A 21,058-nucleotide genomic window follows, 5' to 3' on the forward strand; every position below is an offset into this window, starting at 1 on the left:
GTTTTTTGAAACTTCCTCCAATTGACAAATTGTATAGGATAAAAGTATAATTAAATCATGACAAAGCAAACGTTTACTACAATTGCTTAAGGTCTTTCACAAATTTTTCTGCATTTTGGGTAATACTTTACAGAAATTTTTAAATCTTTTTTTCAAAATTTTACATTTTGTTTTCTGTATTCTTAGCTATTATATATAGTATTGGTATACATTGATTAAATTAATTTTATTATTAATAATGAGGAGTTGTTCTTATGGAAAAGTTTTCTTTGGAGAGTTTTCAACACAAAGTTGATGATGTTTTAGTTAGACATAGTAGTATTTTGGATATATTGACAAAGCTTCAGGAAAGTAGTGCACGAATAAATCGTGCTGTCGCTAAGTCTGCCACTTTCTGTGGATGCATAGAATTAAACATAACCAAACAAGAAGTTCCTCAAGACATTTCTTACTCACAACTAAAAGATTATATGTCTAGTCATGTAACAGGAAATCTATGCGATGTTTGTAGAGAAAAGATAGAACAAGAGTTGTCTATCAACTTTTTTTACATAACTGCCCTTGCTAATGCTTTTAATACAAATATTGAGGACCTTCTGAACAATTATTATGAAAATCAATTAAAAACCTTAGGTAAGTATGGTTTACTATAAACATACAACTATAAATTGAGGGTAAGCCTTTCACCCTATAACTTAATTATACAGCAAAAGGTCTACCCTAGCTTTTTATCATACTATAGTTGGAATCATATTATTAAATTTTAATATACTAAAGGTACCGTTGATAGCTAATATCTTATCTATCTATATTATTAGCGCTAACTTAAATCACAATTTGTCATTCCGAGGGGAGCAAAGCTGAGTCAAAGGATGACAGGTCAAAAAAATTTTAGAAGTATTAGAAGTAATTGTGTTAAGTTAAAGCCCATAATATCTATATATGACGCTCCAACAACACCTGCTCCTGTAGTCTTCTTAATCCTTCTTTTATAGCCCTTGCTCTAATTTCTCCTATGCCCTCTACTTCATCCAACTGCCCGATAGATGCCTTAAGAATTTTCTGAAAACTATTATATTGCTTTACTAAATTCTCTATAACACCAAGGGGCAATCTCGGGATCTTTGTCAAAATCCTGTATCCTTTAGGGGACACCGCTAAGTCCAATGCGTTTATACTATTGCCGTAACCTAATATTTTTGAGATGTTATTTAGATTTAGCAATTCTTCTGAAGTTAGAGATTTGATTGCTTTTTCAATTCCCTCGTAATCCCCTTCTGCCCCAAATTTATAATCGTAAATAACATGTTTTCCATCTTCTTTCACATTAGCTACTAATTCTTCTAACTGCATGCTTACCAATCGCCCTTCATTTCCTAATTCATAAATAAATTTCTCAATCTCATAGGCGATTTTCATTACCATCTCTGTTCTTTGTAAAACTACTGCTACATCATATACTGTCACCAAATCTTCAAACTCTAAAGCACTAAGACTGGTCATAGCTTTGTCGAAGGATATCTTATATTTTTCTAGGGTTTGTATAGCTTGATTGGCTTTGGTCAATATTTTGTCTGGGTCCTGTATAATATATTTATGATAACCTTTATATAAGGTAATGATATTACGTCTTTGAGAGATAGCAATAACAATTTCTCCCGTTTCTTTTGCAACCCGCTCTGCTGTACGATGTCGAATACCCGTTTCACTGGAAGGAACTGAAGAATCTGGAATCAACTGTGCATTGGCATATAATATTTTTTTAGCATCGTAGCTTAAAATAATAGCTCCATCCATTTTTCCTAGTTCATATATATAGGCAGGGGAAAAGTCTATATTGATATGAAACCCACCATCTACGACTTCCATGATATCCTGACTATCAGCAATAACAATCAACGCTCCCGTTTTAGCTCTTAACAAATTTTCCAGCCCTTCCCTCAAGGGTGTGCCAGGAGCCAATAATTTTAGAGTTTCCATTAACTCCTCTTCCTTGCTCCACTCTTCCTTAACCATCACACTGCCCTCCTTCTATCCTAATGTTTCAGTATATAATTTTACCATTATTTTGCCAATCAATCTATAAATTTATCAATATTTATAAGGAGATTTTTGTATAGATAACCAACGCCGAATTCCTCCTAAGGTTTTTCTACACCAAATACTTGTTGAATCACTTCTTGAAGGGTTTTCGACTGGATTACATCAATATTGTCAAACTTAACAGCCTTAGAAAAAGTATTTTTTGCAACATATACCTTCTTAAAGCCCATTCTAGCTAGTTCTTTTATTCTGCTCTCAAGGGCTGGAACTTTTTTCAATTCCCCTGTTAATCCTACATCAGCAATAAAAACTATATTATTAGATATTCCTATATTATATACAGAAGAGGCGATACTCATGATGACAGATAGATTTGCCGCTTGTTCTTTAAGCTTTATTCCACCTGTGGTTTTAATAACAACATTTTTATTAAATAAATTGATTCCTCCCCTTTGCTCTAGGATAGATATTAATGTGTTCAGTTGTTCTCTTCTTAGAGCTTCCCCAATTCTAGAAGGATAAGGAGTAAAGGAGTTAGATACCAAACTCTCTATTTCTGCAATAATAGGCCTAGAACCCTCTCTCAAAACAGTCAAAGCGCTCCCTGAAACAATCTCTCCCTCATCCCTTTTCGTCATAAAAAACTCCGAAGGATTATCTATAGATAAAAGTCCCTTTTCTGTCATAGAAAAAAAGCCCATCTCTCCAGTACTGCCAAACCTATTTTTAGTAGATAAAACAGCTCTTAGCTCTTCTTCATCTTCTCCTTCAATCACCAACACTGTATCTACAAGGTGTTCCAATGCTCTCAAACCTGCGATCTCGTCATTTTTATTCATTTGTCCTATCATGATGACTGCCTTTGGCTTATCACTATTTTTCGCAACCCTTAATAATTCATTAGAGCACTCCATAGTTTGTGTTGGATTGCCTGCCCTAGCCGGTAGGTGTTGACTTAAAGTAAATGTTTGTATACTATCTACAATGATCAAATCAGGTTCAATTTCTTCAATAGACTGTAGTACATAGTCCATACTGGTATCAGCTATAATCCAAATGTTTTCGTCTATCTTATCTAAGATTCTATCTGCTCTATTCTTAATCTGACTATCACTCTCTTCTCCAGAGGCATATAAAACCTTATAGCCTTTTGAAGCTACATCATTAGCTACAGCTAAGGTTAAAGTAGATTTCCCCCCTCCTGGAGGTGAAGTAATAATCGTTATAGAATCTCTAACAATTCCGCCCCCCATCACTCGATTAAATTCATTCATCCGTGTAATGATTCTATCGCTTTTACTACCTTGCACTTCTGATAGTTTTATTATAGGGGTTTTCTTCCTTATCTCATATTTCTTTACTGCAGATTTTTTATCCATCCGTACAATAGCTTCTTCAACTGTATTCCATTCATTACATTCTGAACATCTTCCTACCCATTTTAGGGACTGATAGCCACAATTCGAACATTGATATATTGTTTTCTCTTTCATTTTTCCTCCACATAAACCTTTCTAAAAAAGATTTTATTTTATACATCATTCACTTAAGTATACTATTATATACATCACTTTTTCAAGCAAAGCTCTAGTCTACAGGCTGAAATAGGCAATCTAAATTTAGCGTTTATATTTGCAGTACCGGATACTTCAAAAAGAAAAAAATAGAAAGGATCATCCTTCCTATTTTTTTCTTACTATTATATCATCATTTTGAAAGTCAATTTCCACATGACTTCCTGCTGTTACATCTCCCTTTAATAATGCTTCTGACAACTTATCTTCTACTAGTTTTTGTATTGCCCTTTTCAATGGTCTTGCACCAAATTGTGGATCATATCCTTCATCTGCAATATGCTTTTTAGCTTGATCGGTGATTTCTACTTCAATTTCTAGCTTATCCAGACGTTTCTTCAAATCTCCTACCATCAGGTCTACTATCTGTGCAATATATTCTCTATCTAAACTATGGAACACTATGATGTCATCAATTCTATTCAAGAATTCCGGTCGAAAACTTCTTCTTAGTTCCCCCATAACATTTTCTTTCATTTTCTCATATTCATTTTTTGCTACATTTTCTTCATTTACAGCAAATCCAAGAGATTTTTGTTTCTTTATTGTATGTGCCCCTACATTAGAAGTCATAATAATGATAGAGTTTTTAAAGTCCACAGTCTTTCCTTTTGCATCAGTAAGACGGCCATCATCTAGTATTTGTAGTAATACATTGAAAACATCTGGATGTGCCTTCTCAATTTCATCAAACAGAATAACTGAGTAAGGCTTTCTTCTAACTTTTTCCGTTAGTTGACCACCTTCATCAAACCCTACGTATCCAGGAGGAGAGCCTATCAACCTTGATACTGTATGTTTTTCCATGTACTCTGACATGTCTATGCGAATCATAGCATCTTCTTCCCCAAACATAGCTTCTGCTAAAGCCCTTGATAGTTCTGTTTTTCCTACGCCTGTTGGCCCTAGGAAAATAAAGGAACCAATGGGCCTTTTAGGATCCTTTAATCCTACCCTTGCCCTTCTAATAGCCTGGGATACAGATTTAACAGCTTCTGCCTGCCCAATTACTCGATCATGTAATATACTTTCCATGTTAAGCAGTTTTTCTGATTCTTCCTGCTGAAGTTTTTTTACTGGTACTCCTGTCCAATCAGAAACAACTCCGGCAATTTCTTCCGTATCTACTACTGCTTTGTTTGCATGGGCTTTATTTGTCCAATCCATTTGTCTTTTTTCAAGTTCTTCCTTAGCGGATTTTTCTTTATCCCTCAACTGTGCCGCCCTCTCAAAATCTTGCAAGCTGATGGCTTCTTCCTTCTCTTTGCTTAGTTTTTCCAAGGTTTCCTCTAAATCTTTTAAATCAGGCGGTGCTGTTACAACCATCAATCGAACTTTAGAGGCTGCCTCGTCAATTAAATCAATAGCTTTATCTGGTAAATATCGATCAGTAATATATCGATGAGATAATTCTACTGCTGCTTTTAAAGCGTCATCTGTTATCTTTACTCTATGATGTGCTTCATATTTATCTCTTAAGCCCTGTAATATTTTAACAGTGTCTTCTGTAGAAGGTTCTTCAATCATAATAGGCTGGAATCTTCTTTCTAGTGCAGCATCTTTTTCAATGTGCTTTCTATATTCATCAATTGTTGTAGCTCCAATAGTTTGCAGTTCCCCACGGGCTAAAGCTGGTTTTAGTATATTAGAAGCATCAATAGCTCCTTCTGCTGCCCCTGCTCCAACCATAGTATGAATTTCATCAATAAATAAAATGATATCTCCTGCCTGCCTTATTTCTTCCATAACTTTTTTAAGACGTTCTTCAAATTCTCCCCTATACTTAGCTCCTGCTAACATAGATGAGATATCTAGAGTAATGATTCTTTTATCCTTTAAAACTTCTGGAATGTTGCCTTCAACGATTTGCTGTGCTAGCCCTTCTGCTACAGCAGTTTTTCCAACACCAGGTTCCCCTACTAAACAAGGATTGTTTTTTGTCCTTCTACTTAGTATTTGTATAACCCTTTGTGTTTCTTTGTTTCTACCAATAACAGGATCAATTTTTCCTTCTCTTACCATCTCATTCAAATCCCGACCATACTTGTTGAGGGTTGGTGTGTTATTGGAACTTTTTTGTACATTGCCTGTATTGTAGTTAGTATTCTGAGGGCCCTTACTATTTAGTAATTTCAGCACCTCATCCTTGGCCTTTTCTAGACTTATCCCCATTTGCATAAGAATTTTAGCAGCGATTCCCTCACCTTCTGCGATCAATCCTAGCAATAAGTGTTCTGTACCAATATAATTATGACCCAAACCTCTTGCCGCCTCAAAACTAAGTTCAAATACCCTCTTAGTTCTTGGCGTAAAGCCTACTAGTTGAGGTTGTTCTAATCCCTTTCCAACAACTTGAATGACTTTCTCTTGCAACTGTGCAACTTCTATTCCTAAGTTTTTTAAAGCCTTAGCACCGATGCCTTCTCCTTCTTGTAATAGCCCCAGTAGTAAGTGCTCTGTTCCTACATAGTTATGTCCTAACTGCTGAGCATATTGTTGAGATAAAATAATACATTGTTGTGCTCTTTCTGTAAATCTACCATCTACTGCCATAATATAACCTCCTATCCTATAATACTTTTCTCACTAATTCAGCTCTTTGTATATCTCTTTCATCTGTAGCCAACATTCTATTAAAATATTTTTGTAAATAACCTGGTTGAATCATCATAATGAGACGATTCAATTTTTCTAATTGTACTTCTTGGATTAATCCTAAACTAACACCCAGCTTTACATCTGAAATCAATTGCATAGCTTCATGAGCACTTACTTTTCTAGCATTTTTAAGAATACCGAAGGAACGAAATACTTTATCTTCTAGTTCAATTCTTTTTGTTGCCAATAGACTATGTCTTGCTGCTCTTTCTTTTTCAATAATTTGTAATGTAACATCATGAAGATTGCCTACAATCTCTTTTTCTGTTACACCAAGAGTTACTTGATTAGAGATCTGATATAAACTTCCTAAAAACTCTGTTCCTTCTCCATAAATTCCCCTCACATCTAAACCAATTTGACTTGCCGCTCGCAAAACTCCTTGAATATATCTGGTTAGACCTAATGCTGGTAAGTGCATCATAACAGAAGCCCTAACTCCTGTACCTAAGTTTGTGGGACAAGCAGTCAGGTAACCTAACCCCTCATCAAAAGCATAATCTATTTTTTCCTCCAGCAAATCATCTATTTTATCTGCCGTATCCCAAGCTTTTTCTAATTGCAACCCCGGAAGTAAACATTGGATTCTTATATGATCTTCCTCATGGATCATAATACTGATAGTTTCCTCACTATTTAAAAGCATATTCCCTATAGCTGCATTTTTAACTAAGTCAGGACTAATAAGGTGCTTTTCTACATAATTCATACGATCCAACTCACTGATACTCTTCATAGAAATTAATTGAAAGTCGTCCTTTAATCTACTATTTCCTTCTACTATACCATGGTGCACTTTATCTACGACTTCCTGCGCTCTATGATCATTAAGACTATGAGGAAAGGGAATACCTTCAACATTTCTTGCTATTCTAACTCTGCTGCTAATAACAATATCTGCCTCTGGCCCTACTTTTTCTAACGCTTCGGTCATCCGTCTCCCTCCTACCTTCCTTCTATTTTCTCTTCCAATTCCTTAATCGTATCTCTTAGTTGTGCTGCTCTTTCAAAAGCCTGTTGCTCAACAGCTTCTTTTAATTGTAATTTTAATTCGTTGACCTCCCGTTTTAGACGAATCCTGCCCCCAGCCCTTTTAGGAACCTTGCCTGTGTGTTGAAGATTGCCATGAACCTTTCGTATTAAAGGGGCTAGTTTCACTTTAAATTCCGTATAGCATTGATGACAGCTTAACCTTCCTATCTGTTTGAAACTATCATAGGTATTACCACATTGACTGCACTTTATCAAGTTGTCATACTGCATCTTAACTTGAGGATCTTTGGTAACATCTAAGAGTCCTGCTAGAAAGTTGTGTATGGAAAAAGCATTATCAAAGTTCAAGGTATCTTTTACTTTGGCACATTGCTCGCACAAATGAACTTCTTCTTTTTTTCCTTGGATTATTTTTGTCATATGCACTGTCGCCTGCCTGTTATTACATTCTTGGCACATCATGTTCTTTTTCCTCCTATCCTAGCAATGTTGCCACCATATTTTTTAAAATGTTTGCTCGAATTTCATCCTTAATATTCAACGGTGATATAATAGCAGCATCATCAACTGCTGCCCTCATAAGCTTTGACTCCCGTAAAGAAATAATACCCCTCTCCCTAAGAGATTCTATTCGTCGATTTGCATCACTCTTTGTTATGCTGTTGCCAATTTCCTTTATAAGAAAGTAATAGAGATTTTCGTTTTCACTAAATATCAATTGTCTAATTTTAATATATCCTCCACCACCTCTTTGACTCTCTATATAATATCCTCGAGAATAGTCAAACCGAGTCATTAGTACGTAGTTTATTTGTGAAGGAGCACATTCAAAGTACTTAGCTAGTTCATTCCTCTGTATTTCTACCGTTTGATTCTTACTTTCTTTAATTAACTCTTTTAAAAAAGCTTCAATAGCATCACTTATTCTTGCCACAAAACCACCTTCTTTAAACTTTGACCTTCTTTGACTTTAATTTTATATAATATGAAAATATTTGTCAACTACTATTTATTAAAATAATTCCACAAAAACAGAGAAATTAATCAAAAACTTTTTCTTTCCCTCTGATTTTACAAAAAAAAAAGCATATGCTATGCATATGCTTTAAAGAAAAAGTTTATACTTTTGCTGCTTTAGCAGCTTCCACTACCTTTTCACTAATCATTTGAGGTGCTTCTTCATATCTCACAAACTCCATTGTAAAGACACCTCTAGCTTGGGTCATAGATCGAAGATCAATGGCATACTTAAACATTTCTGATTGAGGTACTTCTGCCGCTACCATTTGCATTCCTTTTGGTTGTGGTTCCATACCTATAATTCTACCACGCCGTTTATTTAAGTCCCCCATAATATCTCCCATATACTCCTCTGGAACAATAACGTTGACTTTTACAATTGGCTCTAATAACACTGGTTTAGCAGTTTCTATTCCCTTTTTAAAGGCTAAGGAGGCAGCAATCTTAAAAGCCATCTCTGATGAATCTACATCATGATAAGAACCATCATAAAGCGTCGCCTTGATATTTACTACGGGATAACCTGCTAAAGCACCAGATTCTAAACACTCTCTTAAACCTTTTTCCACCGCTGGTATATAAGACTTTGGTACAGAACCTCCAAAGATTTCTTCATTAAATTCAAACCCTTCCACAGCAGGTTCAAATCTTATCTTAACATCTCCATACTGTCCATGTCCTCCAGACTGTTTTTTGTGTTTTCCTTGTACGTCAGATTTACCTTTAATTGTTTCTCTATATGGAACGATAGGATCACTTAGTTCTACTTCAACACCAAATTTATTTTTTAGCTTACTAGTGATTACTTTGATGTGAAGTTCACCATGACCTCGAATTAACGTCTGTTTTGTCTCTACATTTCGTTCAAAGCTGAAGGATGGATCTTCCTCCGCTAGACGCTGTAGGCCAGAACTTATTTTTTCCTCATCCCCTCTAGCCTTAGGCTCTACTGCAAGATATAATTGGGGTTGATCAAATTCTATACCACTATAAATAATAGGGTCACTCACACTGCATAGCGTATCTCCAGTATTGGTATGCTGCAGCTTAGCTACTGCTGCTATATCTCCAGCCTTTACTTCCGATATGTCTATTTGGTTTTTACCTCTTAATAAAAACAGGTTTCCGATTTTTTCTTTTTCATCTTTGTTGGCATTTACAACTTCCATGTCTGCCTTTAGACTACCTGATATCACTTTAAATATTGAAATTTTACCCATATATGGATCTGCAATGGTCTTGAATACTTGAGCAGAAAAAGGCTGATTTTCCTCTAAAGACCGTTCTACTACCTCATCCTTATGAGGATGTTTTCCTTGTTTCGGTGGCATATCCATAGGAGATGGGGAATAATCATTGATCATGTTCAGTAAGCTGTGAATTCCTATGTTTTTAGCAGTAGCACCACACAATACAGGTACAATCTCACCACTAAGAATTCCTTTACGCAATCCATTTTGGATTTCTTCTTGGGTAAATTCTTCTCCTGCAAAATACTTTTCTAATAACATTTCATCTGTTTCTGCAACCGATTCCATCAGCATTTCTCTAATTTCTGCTACCTGCTGCATTTTATCTTCTGGAATAGGCTTTTCTGTACAAGTTTTACCATCATACTCTTTAGCAATCATTTTTACAACATTAATATTTCCAATAAAACTTTCTTTTTCGCCTAGAGGGATTTGAAAAGGTGCTACTTTTTTACCAAATTTTTCTCTTAATTCATTCAACACTTTATCAAAATCAGCATTTTCTCTATCCATTTTGTTTACAAACATAAATGTTGGTTTTTTCTTATCTTCGGCATAGTCCCATGCCTTTTCAGTTCCTACTTCAATACCACTAGTAGCATCGACTAATATGATCAATCCGCCCGCTACTTTAATAGAACTCTGCACTTCACCAACAAAGTCAAAATAACCAGGAGTATCTATAAAGTTAATCTTGTGCCCTTCCCACTCCATGGGAATAACAGAAGTATTAATAGATATTTTTCTCGCTATTTCCTCTTTATCAAAGTCTGAAACCGTATTCCCGTCTTCCACTCTACCAATTCGATTGATAAGTTTAGCCGTGTATAATGCTGATTCTGTTAGTGTGGTCTTGCCACATCCTCCGTGTCCTAATAATGCGATATTTCTTATTTTGCCAGCTTCGTATATTTTCATATATTTTCCCCCTCGCATGATATCGTTTGAATTATTAGATTAAATTAAATATTCGATACTTTTTGTAAAACTCCTTTATTTATTTTTGTTTTTTAAAAATATTTTGTATAAGTTAATTATTCCAAATATTCTAATATTTATTACTTGTTTTTTTCTTTTTTACACAAAACCAGTAACTTTCTTGAGCTGTATGACACGACACTTGAACTTTAATATATTAAAGACTATATATGCAGCCTATAGTTTTAAGCAAAATCACAGACCGTATCTATCAAAATTCTTAGTCACACATCTATAAGATATGTTGTCATTATAAAAATTATCAATAAAAGTTTTTATAATGTTTCTAAGTAAGAAAAAAGCAGAGATATCATCTCCGCTCTTTTCTTAGCTTAACCACGCTTATATAAATTACATAATCGTTAACTTAATACAATCATTCCCAAATTTCCGTCGAGCTGTCATCCTGAGCATCGCGAAGGATCTTGGAATATGAAGCATTTTGCTAATTCTAAGATCCTTCGCGATGCTCAGGATGACAAATTGTGGTTTAGGTTAACGTTAATGATATAAACTACATAGTATGTATTACACAAAGAAAATCATTTACTTCCTTCAAAATAATTTGTAAAGGAGTTAAGACACATGTATCAGTATTATTCCAACTATAATCCTATTTACCAACATCCTCATACTAACTCATTGGCAGTAGCCTATATAAAAGGAGGTCCTCTTCAACCTGAAATCCAGGGGTCCGTTTGGTTTAAAGAGGTCCCTGGAGGTACAGAGGTTTTTGTGGAGGTGAATGGTCTCCCCCCCTACCAACCAGCCACCAATGACGAAGATCCTGTAGGACCTCACGGCTTTCATATTCATGAGTTTGGAAGCTGTGAAATTAGCAACCCAGAAGATCCATTTCAACAAGCAGGTCAACATTGGGCACCTCATGGTCAACCCCATGGTAATCATGCAGGAGATTTTCCCGTATTATTTTCAAATAATGGTTATGCAAGGATGAGCTTTTTTACCAATAAGTTTAAACCTGCTGATGCTATCGGAAAGGCAGTAATTATTCATAAGAATCCAGACGATTATCGTTCCCAACCCACAGGGGATGCTGGTAAACGGCTGGCTTGCGGTATTATTCAGTGGTACTGTTGTTAATATAAAACAGTTAGATGTACGCCTTTAAAGTTAAATTTAGAGGCGCACATCTATTTAGTGCACTACTAAGTCCTCTTGTTGAAGAAAAACTTCCTCATGTCTTAAAATCTGCTTTGTTCTATCGCCTTTTTCTAAGGAATCTAAATACACCACTTCCTTTGGCACAATCTTGATGGCCTTTAGCTGATCCCCTTTAAACTCTACAATTTCATTGTCTGGGTTATATTTCATAGCCTCTTCAAAAATCTTTTTATCTTGAGCACAAATTCTTGCTTCTCCAAACACCTGAACACCTTTAATACGTCTATGGTTGATATACTCTGTATTTACTAATAAACATACATTAGGATTTTGTTGAATTGCCTTAAACTTTTCTCCGCCAGCAGATAAAATATATATATCCGTTTCTTTTCCTAGAAAGTACTGTACAGGACTGCATCTAGCTATGCCGTCTTTGCAGGTAGCTAAAGAGGCACTTTTATGTTCCCTCAAAAATTCTACAATGTGTTGTCTTAGCTCTAGTGGTGCCATTTTTTTATCCATTTTTATCATCTCCTTTTAATTCATCGGCTTTAATAGTTTCATTGATCGACTTCTTTCTTACCTAAATATTATTTAGCTTTTTAAAAAAACTATACAATATTAATGAAGGATAGGGTGTCTTCTCACCCTATCCTTCATTATTTATGATTTATCGTATTGGACATACTCCTGTTTCGCAGTCATCACTGGTGATTTCCGTTTCTATCTCTTGCTTTTCATACTTAGTGATTAACGAAGGAATAAAACCCTTCATAGCCTCTGCCCTTTTAGTATATTCCTCTTCCTCTATTGCCTCATAAGGCAGCAATTTATAAAAATGATCTTCCAACGATAAAAAAGATAAAGCTACTATATCATTCCAATTATTCCATACCCATTCTTCTACCTGATGCCATTCATCTTCTTTAGTATGTACAGTGATGGAACAATTATGGTCTACATAATGTTCCATAAACATTTTATAGTTTTCTAGTTGTTGTATTGCAGAGACATCATATTTGGTTTTACCTTTGGGAGCTTTTATAGGAAATTCTACTACTTTTGTTGAGCAGGTTTCCCATTCTTGACCTACCTCTGGAAAAACAGGATATCCCAGCTCCTCACAAACTTTTACTAATGGATCATCAGCACTTACCCGTATTCTCCGTATATAATAAGGGGAATGAGAGTAGTGAACCCCACTAGAAACAGTCGGTAACTGGCTCAGTGTACCTTCAGGTTTAATAGTAGTTACTAACAAAGGAGCCTTTTCTCCTATAGCATCAGCATAAACCTCAGCCTCTTTATGAGCAGTGTTTCTTAAGGTCTTTAATAGCTTTATTTCTTCTTCTTTAGTCATGCCAGTAGCATTCACCATATCTTGCCACCCTGTTAAGGAACAACCTAACAACTTATCCCTTTTTTGTACTTCATCCCATTTAGGCAATTCTAGCTCAACACAGGTCATTCTATAGCTTGCCCTCACAGATAATCTCTGAGCTTCTATCAATCCTTCTTGATCCAAAACGCCATCCTCTTGAACAAAAGCAAACACATTCACTGTCGTTAAATTACATAATCCCTTAGAGTCCAAAAGAATTTCTCCGCAAGGATTTACCCCCTTCATACTCGGTCTTCTTTTACTGCCAGCCTCAGCATTTACCCATCCAGGCTCACCAGAGTATCTCATCTTCTCCATTAGCCAATGTAGCTTTTCCCTACTAGGTTTAGACTCATAATAAATAGAATTATTACTCATTTGTCTATGTATAATCTCTTGGTCTACAATCCACTGCCCTTCAATTTGTTTATATAAATTAGACTTAGCTTCAATAGACACCGTATCCTCTGGGTCAATCAAAATCATTTCAGCAGTACGCCTTACTCCCCCAACAACAACATTTTCTCCAATAATATTGGCTATATCTAGACAATCAACAGCACCTAGTTTGACTTTTTCTGATATGCTTGCTTTTTTACTGTTTGTAATGACTTTATTTATTTTATAAAACATATTTTTCAAACTTTCGTGACCACTGGCTGTCCCCCCAAAAGTTTTTAACTTTTCTCCCTTAGGTCTTACATGATCATAGTTAATGATGATGGTTTTTATACTTCTGTATTCATGACTATATATCAACTTAAAAAAGAAATCCAATGCCTGAGTCCAGCCTTCTTTACTATCTCCTACAGTGATTTTTACAATGTTTTTATGTGCAAACTCTAAGCTAGTATTATCTTCTCTTAAATCCTTAGGTATAGGCGCATAATCCTTATGTATGATATCATAGTCAGTCCTAACTTTAGGCAGTGCCTGAACATCCTTTTTTAAGACCCTGACGCCAACTCCCGATCCCACCATCAAGAGATAAAATAAATCTTTAAAGGATTCAAAAGCATCAATCACTAAAAATGCGCAATTATAGTTAGCCATTGGATAGCTTCTAGCTACCGTCGTATTTCCCACCCAAAAAGTTCTGCCAGATAAAAATTGTTTTAGATTATAAACATTATCAAATAACTTCTCTGCTTCCTGTCTTGTTGTAGGAACTAAACTACAGTTATATTCTACAGCTCTTTTAACAGTTTCCCACCAATATTCCCGTCTACTTTCTTCAGGGATCCACCTAGCGTAAGTTCTATAGTAAACAAAACTTCCCAATTGTTGCATCGGAGAAAATCTATGCTTGTAGGAACTAATGAAGGCATCCGTCAATAACTTATTTTCTTCCTTATTTCTAACACTTCTACTTCTATTTCTTTGATTTCTATAAATAATATATCTTTTTGCCGCATCTTTCCTATCACTGGACATCAACATATCCTCTACGATATCTTGTATTTCTTCAACATGCAGTGGGGATTCTTCATTTTCAATTTTACCAACAATCTCATCAGCTATTTTTTTACTTAAATCCTCGTCTATCCCCTTTGTTGTTTCTCCCATTGCTTTTTTTATTGCACCAATAATTTTAGAACTATCAAAATCCACCATCCTACCATCCCGCTTCTTAACTTTAAACATACATATGCCTCCTCACAACATCTATTATAGCTATTTATTTGAACTTTTTCTTTTAGGGTTACGCCCTCCTCACTTAAGCGTTAGCGTAGGTGAGCTTTCTAAATCATGTGGAGTAGATCCTCTACCTGATTCCCCGATGTTTCAACTTGCTGAAATGAGTTCACTCAGATTTTTAAAACAACATTTGGTATGCGTCGTCTAATTTGTGTACAATATATTGTACCACCTATTTTTTTGAAAGTCAAAATCTTCTTTCTGGTCCTTTCTGAATGATAAAATTTATAAAGGATTCCAAAGACATAGTAGACAAAACAAAAGTAGGCTGCCGCCTACTTTCTAAAAATGGTATCTAATATTTCTTCAATTGTATTGGTTATATACTCACCTTTTTTATATTTTCTTTTTGCAATGGTAATCTCTACTTCATTGCCCTTTGCTATAGCATCCCGCAAAATTTTGGGAGTTTCTATAAAAACACCTTTTTCATTATATTGATCATCTAGAATCACAAATGTAGGGAGTTTTGTCTTCCCTCCTACTTTATATTTCTCCATATAAACCTCATTGCCCTTTCTAGGCAATATACCGATTTTAATGTTCTCGTTATTATCGCTCATTTTTTGTAGTGCTGGTACATTAATCACACAATCCGGGCACCATATTTCAGCAAAAGCCAATATATATACTGTTTTATCAATCAACTTAATTTTCTCCACCAATTCTTCCTGTAAAAGAATACCTTTGTATATCTCCAATGTCTTTTCCCGATGAACATCTTGATCTTCCTTTAAAAAAGCTTGGAAAGATCCTGCAGATGCAAAAATTTCGCGAAAAATCATTCTTATCATCCCCCCTTGTGGTTGACCATACTATTTATACATTATATCATTATTTGCTATGGAATTTAAGTGAATTTGTTACATTTAATATTTATTATTCATATTTAACCTAATTGCAAAAACTAAAAAAACTTCTACGTTTTCTGTAGAAGTTTTTCTATATCGCAACGACCTACTCTCCCAGGCAGCTTCCCGCCAAGTACCATCAGCGGTTAAGTAGATGACCAAAAGCCTGGGTTTGGCTTTTGTGTCAGTCACTTAGTTAAAAAACTTCATGCTCATCCTTCTGTTTAACAGTAGTATTTTTTTATGAAGTTTTTTAACCTCCTTAATTTAATTAAGCCCTTTCAGCGTTAACTTTAAATTAACGAAAACTAGAAAAACTTCTACGTTTTTTGTAGAAGTTTTTCTATATCGCAACGACCTACTCTCCCAGGCAGCTTCCCGCCAAGTACCATCAGCGCTGAAGGGCTTAACTGCTGTGTTCGGTATGGGAACAGGTGTGACCCCTTCGCTATTGTCACGATATTCTTTTGAAGGATTGTTCCCTCAAAACTAAACAATGTATGAGTTATTTTTGGTCAAGTCCTCGACCTATTAGTATCGGTCAGCTTAATACATTACTGCACTTACACCTCCGACCTATCTACCAGATAGTCTTTCTGGGGTCTTACTCACTTGCGTGATGGGAAATCTTATCTTGAGGGGGGCTTCGTGCTTAGATGCCTTCAGCACTTATCCCTTCCGTACATAGCTACCCAGCGGTGCCTTTGGCAAGACAACTGGTACACCAGCGGTACGTCCATCCCGGTCCTCTCGTACTAAGGACAGCTCCTCTCAAATTTCCTACGCCTGCGACGGATAGGGACCGAACTGTCTCACGACGTTCTGAACCCAGCTCGCGTACCACTTTAATGGGCGAACAGCCCAACCCTTGGGACCTACTTCAGCCCCAGGATGTGATGAGCCGACATCGAGGTGCCAAACCTCCCCGTCGATGTGGACTCTTGGGGGAGATAAGCCTGTTATCCCCGGGGTAGCTTTTATCCGTTGAGCGATGGCCCTTCCACTCGGTACCACCGGATCACTAAGTCCGACTTTCGTCCTTGCTCGACTTGTTGGTCTCGCAATCAAGCTCCCTTATGCCTTTGCACTCTTTGCACGATTTCCGACCGTGCTGAGGGAACCTTTGAGCGCCTCCGTTACTTTTTAGGAGGCGACCGCCCCAGTCAAACTGCCCGCCTGACAGTGTCCCAAAACCAGATCATGGTTCATGGTTAGAACTTCAGTACTACAAGAGTGGTATCCCAACATCGACTCCTCCAAGACTGGCGTCCTAGGTTCTCAGTCTCCCACCTATCCTGTACATCTAGTACCAAAATCCAATGTCAAGCTGCAGTAAAGCTCCACGGGGTCTTTCCGTCCTGTCGCAGGTAACCAGCATCTTCACTGGTATTACAATTTCACCGGGTCCATTGTTGAGACAGCGCCCAAATCGTTACGCCTTTCGTGCGGGTCGGAACTTACCCGACAAGGAATTTCGCTACCTTAGGACCGTTATAGTTACGGCCGCCGTTTACTGGGGCTTAAGTTCTGTGCTTCGGTTACCCTAACACTTCCCCTTAACCTTCCAGCACCGGGCAGGCGTCAGCCCCTATACGTCGTCTTTCGACTTTGCAGAGACCTATGTTTTTGCTAAACAGTCGCTTGGGCCTGTTCTCTGCGACCGAAGTGTGCTTACAGCGTATAGCCTTCACACCCTTCGGCACCCCTTCTCCCGAAGTTACGGGGTCATTTTGCCGAGTTCCTTAACAATGGTTCTCCCGCTCGTCTTAGGATTCTCTCCTCACCTACCTGTGTCGGTTTGCGGTACGGGCACCTAGTTTCTCAATAGAGGCTTTTCTCGACAGTGTGGAATCAGTTGCTTCGCTACTTGTTTTTCGCTCCCCATCACCTCTCAGGATTATGCTAAAACGGATTTGCCTGTCTTAGCTCCCTACTGGCTTAGACCCACTCAACCAACGGTGGGCTCAACCTATCCTTCTGTGTCACCCCATCTCTCAAACGATTCTAGGTGGTACAGGAATCTCAACCTGTTGTCCATCGCCTACGCATTTCTGCCTCGGCTTAGGTCCCGACTAACCCTGAGCGGACGAACCTTCCTCAGGAAACCTTAGGTTTTCGACGGGTAGGATTCTCACCTACCTCTCGTTACTCATGCCAACATTCTCTCTTCTATGCAGTCCACTACTCCTTACGGTATAGCTTCAACCCACATAGAATGCTCGCCTACCGAATATTTCTATTCCCATAGCTTCGGTGATACGTTTGAGCCCCGGACATTTTCGGCGCAGAATCACTCGACCAGTGAGCTATTACGCACTCTTTAAATGAGTGGCTGCTTCTAAGCCAACATCCTGGTTGTCTGTGCAACTCCACATCCTTTCCCACTTAACGTATACTTTGGGACCTTAGCTGATGATCTGGGTTCTTTCCCTCTTGACCACGGATCTTATCACTCGTAGTCTGACTCCTGAAAATAAGTTAACGGCATTCGGAGTTTGATAGGTTTTGGTAACCGGTGAAGGCCCCTAGACCATTCAGTGCTCTACCTCCGTCACTCTCATTTCAAGGCTAGCCCTAAAGCTATTTCGGCGAGAACCAGCTATCTCCGAGCTCGATTGGAATTTCTCCGCTACCCACAGGTCATCCAATGACTTTTCAACGTCAACTGGTTCGGACCTCCACGAAATTTTACTTCCGCTTCATCCTGCCCATGGGTAGATCGCACGGTTTCGGGTCTATAGCATGTAACTAATCGCCCTATTAAGACTCGGTTTCCCTTCGGCTCCGTACCTGAAGTACTTAACCTTGCTACATACCATAACTCGTTGGCCCGTTCTACAAAAAGTACGCGGTCACGCATTAAAAGCGCTTCCACAGCTTGTAGGCAAAAGGTTTCAGGTTCTTTTTCACTCCCCTTCCGGGGTTCTTTTCACCTTTCCCTCACGGTACTATGCGCTATCGGTCACTAGGTAGTATTTAGCCTTGGGGGGTGGTCCCCCCTGCTTCCCACAGGGTTTCACGTGTCCCGTGGTACTCTGGATCATTCTCAAAGTTCTTCAGTGTTTCGCTTACGGGACTTTTACCCTCTACGGTGGAGTTTTCCAACTCTTTTCAACTACACTTACCAATCTTCTTAATGAAAATGTCCACAACCCCAAAAACTTAAGTTCTTGGTTTGGGCTCTTCCCCTTTCGCTCGCCGCTACTGAGGGAATCGATTTTTCTTTCTCTTCCTCGGGGTACTTAGATGTTTCAGTTCCCCCGGTCTACCTTCTATTACCTATGAATTCAGTAATAGATACTTGGACATTACCCCAAGTGGGTTTCCCCATTCGGACATCTACGGATCAATGCTTGCTTGCAGCTTCCCGTAGCTTTTCGCAGCTTACCACGTCCTTCTTCGGCTCCTAGTGCCAAGGCATCCACCCTTTGCCCTTAATAACTTGACCTTTGATGAATTACTTTAGCTTTGTTTCTTTTCTCATATCATTGTTTAGTTTTCAAAGAACAATTTGAAAAGACCTTATTAAAAGAGGTCTCTCAAAATTAAACAGTATAGTATTGCCATTTCTCCTTAGAAAGGAGGTGATCCAGCCGCACCTTCCGATACGGCTACCTTGTTACGACTTCACCCCAGTCATCGGCTTCACCTTCGACAGCTCTCCCCTTACGGTTGAGCAGCTGGCTTCGGGCGCTTCCGACTCCCGTGGTGTGACGGGCGGTGTGTACAAGACCCGGGAACGCATTCACCGCGACATTCTGATTCGCGATTACTAGCAACTCCGACTTCATGTGGGCGAGTTTCAGCCCACAATCCGAACTGAGACCGACTTTATGAGATTCGCTCCAGATTACTCCTTCGCTGCCCTTTGTATCGGCCATTGTAGCACGTGTGTAGCCCTGAACATAAGGGGCATGATGATTTGACGTCATCCCCACCTTCCTCCGAGTTATCCCCGGCAGTCTCTCTAGAGTGCCCATCCGAAATGCTGGCAACTAAAGACAAGGGTTGCGCTCGTTGCGGGACTTAACCCAACATCTCACGACACGAGCTGACGACAACCATGCACCACCTGTCACTTCTGTCCCCGAAGGGAAAACTTCTGTTAAAAAGCGGTCAAAAGGATGTCAAGTCCAGGTAAGGTTCTTCGCGTTGCTTCGAATTAAACCACATGCTCCGCTGCTTGTGCGGGTCCCCGTCAATTCCTTTGAGTTTCACACTTGCGTGCGTACTCCCCAGGCGGAGTGCTTAATGCGTTAGCTGCGGCACTGAGGTTTGACCCCCAACACCTAGCACTCATCGTTTACGGCGTGGACTACCAGGGTATCTAATCCTGTTCGCTCCCCACGCTTTCGTGCCTCAGCGTCAGTTACAGTCCAGAGAGTCGCCTTCGCCACTGGTGTTCCTCCTAATATCTACGCATTTCACCGCTACACTAGGAATTCCACTCTCCTCTCCTGCACTCAAGCCAATAAGTTTCTAAGGCTTACTACGGTTGAGCCGTAGCCTTTCACCCTAGACTTTATTGGCCGCCTACGCACCCTTTACGCCCAGTGATTCCGGATAACGCTTGCCCCCTACGTATTACCGCGGCTGCTGGCACGTAGTTAGCCGGGGCTTCCTCCCGAGGTACCGTCATTATCTTCCCTCGAAACAGAGCTTTACGACCCGAAGGCCTTCATCGCTCACGCGGCGTCGCTGCATCAGGGTTTCCCCCATTGTGCAATATCCCCCACTGCTGCCTCCCGTAGGAGTCTGGACCGTGTCTCAGTTCCAGTGTGGCCGGTCACCCTCTCAGGTCGGCTACTGATCGTCGCCTTGGTAGGCCTTTACCCCACCAACTAGCTAATCAGACGCGGGCCCATCTTGTACCAATAAATCTTTGGCTATTCATAAGATGCCTTAGAATAGCTTTATGCGGTATTAGCAATCGTTTCCGACTGTTATCCCCCTGTACAAGGTAGGTTACCCACGCGTTACTCACCCGTCCGCCGCTAGGCAAATATCTAACATTCAATACTCGATTCTCATCATGTGTTGGCACTTTATGGCGTAAAGCTAGCCTTTGCTCACAAAGGGTCTACAGGCCTGCTTAACGCTGCCTCTCTTTCTCCCTTATCTCTCAAGTACTCAATGTTAGATATTTGCCTCGCTCGACTTGCATGTGTTAGGCACGCCGCCAGCGTTCATCCTGAGCCAGGATCAAACTCTTAATAAAAAATATCTGGGTTCTATCATTAATTGATAGATGTATTTTGCTGGCTTAATATCTATACTGTTTAATTTTCAAAGACCTTTTTTTCTGCCGCCCTCATTCGGCGACTTAACTACTATATCATACTTGGCTATATTATGTCAACACTTTTTTTAATTTCTTTTTCTTCTGTGTCGAACTTTCTTCTATCCCATCGCCCCTTCAGTAGCGGCGACTTTTACTACTATATCAGATTCATCTTTGCTTGTCAACTCTTTTTAGAAATTTGTTTT

General features: G+C 38.7%; 12 protein-coding genes and 3 rRNA genes. 2 read left to right on the forward strand and 13 right to left on the reverse strand.

The window, feature by feature from the left end; translation table 11 throughout:
* Positions 1–254: 254 nt before the first annotated feature.
* A complete protein-coding gene (locus CACET_RS17795) occupies positions 255–653 on the forward strand; it encodes a hypothetical protein (protein ID WP_044825883.1) in 399 nt (132 codons plus the stop codon).
* A gap of 283 nt (positions 654–936) precedes the next feature.
* Here CACET_RS17795 and disA read toward each other — a convergent pair whose 3' ends face one another.
* From disA to fusA, 7 genes are all read right to left on the reverse strand, one after another.
* The gene (gene disA / locus CACET_RS17800; protein WP_044825884.1) at positions 937–2,016 is read right to left on the reverse strand and encodes a DNA integrity scanning diadenylate cyclase DisA; all 1,080 of its coding nucleotides are present in this window, start codon (positions 2,014–2,016) and stop codon (positions 937–939) included.
* A gap of 125 nt (positions 2,017–2,141) precedes the next feature.
* Positions 2,142–3,536 (reverse strand): DNA repair protein RadA, encoded by a 1,395-nt coding sequence (radA, locus tag CACET_RS17805; RefSeq protein WP_044825885.1) that lies wholly within the window; start codon positions 3,534–3,536, stop codon positions 2,142–2,144.
* 189 nt (positions 3,537–3,725) lie between these two features.
* Complete coding sequence (locus tag CACET_RS17810; protein ID WP_044825886.1) at positions 3,726–6,170, reverse strand: ATP-dependent Clp protease ATP-binding subunit; 2,445 nt, start codon at positions 6,168–6,170, stop codon at positions 3,726–3,728.
* Between the two features lie 16 nt (positions 6,171–6,186).
* Positions 6,187–7,209 carry a protein arginine kinase gene (locus CACET_RS17815; RefSeq protein WP_044825887.1) on the reverse strand — a complete coding sequence of 341 codons (1,023 nt, stop codon included), beginning with the start codon at positions 7,207–7,209 and terminating at the stop codon, positions 6,187–6,189.
* An 11-nt stretch (positions 7,210–7,220) separates the two neighbouring features.
* Complete coding sequence (locus CACET_RS17820; protein WP_044825888.1) at positions 7,221–7,730, reverse strand: UvrB/UvrC motif-containing protein; 510 nt, start codon at positions 7,728–7,730, stop codon at positions 7,221–7,223.
* Between the two features lie 13 nt (positions 7,731–7,743).
* Positions 7,744–8,202, reverse strand: a complete 459-nt coding sequence (locus CACET_RS17825) for a CtsR family transcriptional regulator (RefSeq protein WP_044825889.1) — start codon at positions 8,200–8,202, stop codon at positions 7,744–7,746.
* A gap of 184 nt (positions 8,203–8,386) precedes the next feature.
* A complete protein-coding gene (fusA, locus tag CACET_RS17830; RefSeq protein WP_044825890.1) occupies positions 8,387–10,456 on the reverse strand; it encodes an elongation factor G in 2,070 nt (689 codons plus the stop codon).
* A gap of 645 nt (positions 10,457–11,101) precedes the next feature.
* On the opposite strand from fusA, the gene CACET_RS17835 reads away from it, so the two are divergent.
* Positions 11,102–11,620 carry a superoxide dismutase family protein gene (locus CACET_RS17835; RefSeq protein WP_044825891.1) on the forward strand — a complete coding sequence of 173 codons (519 nt, stop codon included), beginning with the start codon at positions 11,102–11,104 and terminating at the stop codon, positions 11,618–11,620.
* A 54-nt stretch (positions 11,621–11,674) separates the two neighbouring features.
* Here the strand turns inward: CACET_RS17835 and CACET_RS17840 are convergent, their stop codons facing one another.
* The 6 genes from CACET_RS17840 to CACET_RS17865 all read right to left on the reverse strand — a co-directional run bounded on the left by CACET_RS17840 (position 11,675) and on the right by CACET_RS17865 (position 20,789).
* On the reverse strand, positions 11,675–12,163 hold the full coding sequence (locus CACET_RS17840; protein WP_082058280.1) for a pyridoxamine 5'-phosphate oxidase family protein: 489 nt from the start codon (positions 12,161–12,163) through the stop codon (positions 11,675–11,677).
* Between the two features lie 148 nt (positions 12,164–12,311).
* The gene (gene nrdJ, locus CACET_RS17845; RefSeq protein WP_044825893.1) at positions 12,312–14,666 is read right to left on the reverse strand and encodes a ribonucleoside-triphosphate reductase, adenosylcobalamin-dependent; all 2,355 of its coding nucleotides are present in this window, start codon (positions 14,664–14,666) and stop codon (positions 12,312–12,314) included.
* A 329-nt stretch (positions 14,667–14,995) separates the two neighbouring features.
* Positions 14,996–15,505, reverse strand: coding sequence for a thioredoxin family protein (locus CACET_RS17850; RefSeq protein ID WP_044825894.1), 510 nt, complete (start codon positions 15,503–15,505; stop codon positions 14,996–14,998).
* Positions 15,506–15,916: 411 nt separating this feature from the next.
* Positions 15,917–16,033, reverse strand: a 5S ribosomal RNA gene (gene rrf / locus CACET_RS17855).
* A gap of 49 nt (positions 16,034–16,082) precedes the next feature.
* A 23S ribosomal RNA gene (locus tag CACET_RS17860) occupies positions 16,083–19,019 on the reverse strand.
* Positions 19,020–19,148: 129 nt separating this feature from the next.
* Positions 19,149–20,789: ribosomal RNA gene (locus CACET_RS17865) — 16S ribosomal RNA — on the reverse strand.
* Together the 16S, 23S and 5S rRNA genes form the textbook arrangement of a ribosomal RNA operon.
* Positions 20,790–21,058 lie beyond the last annotated feature (269 nt).

This window comes from Clostridium aceticum, from assembly GCF_001042715.1.
In the GTDB taxonomy this organism is placed as follows: Bacteria; Bacillota; Clostridia; order Peptostreptococcales; family Natronincolaceae; genus Andreesenella; species Andreesenella acetica.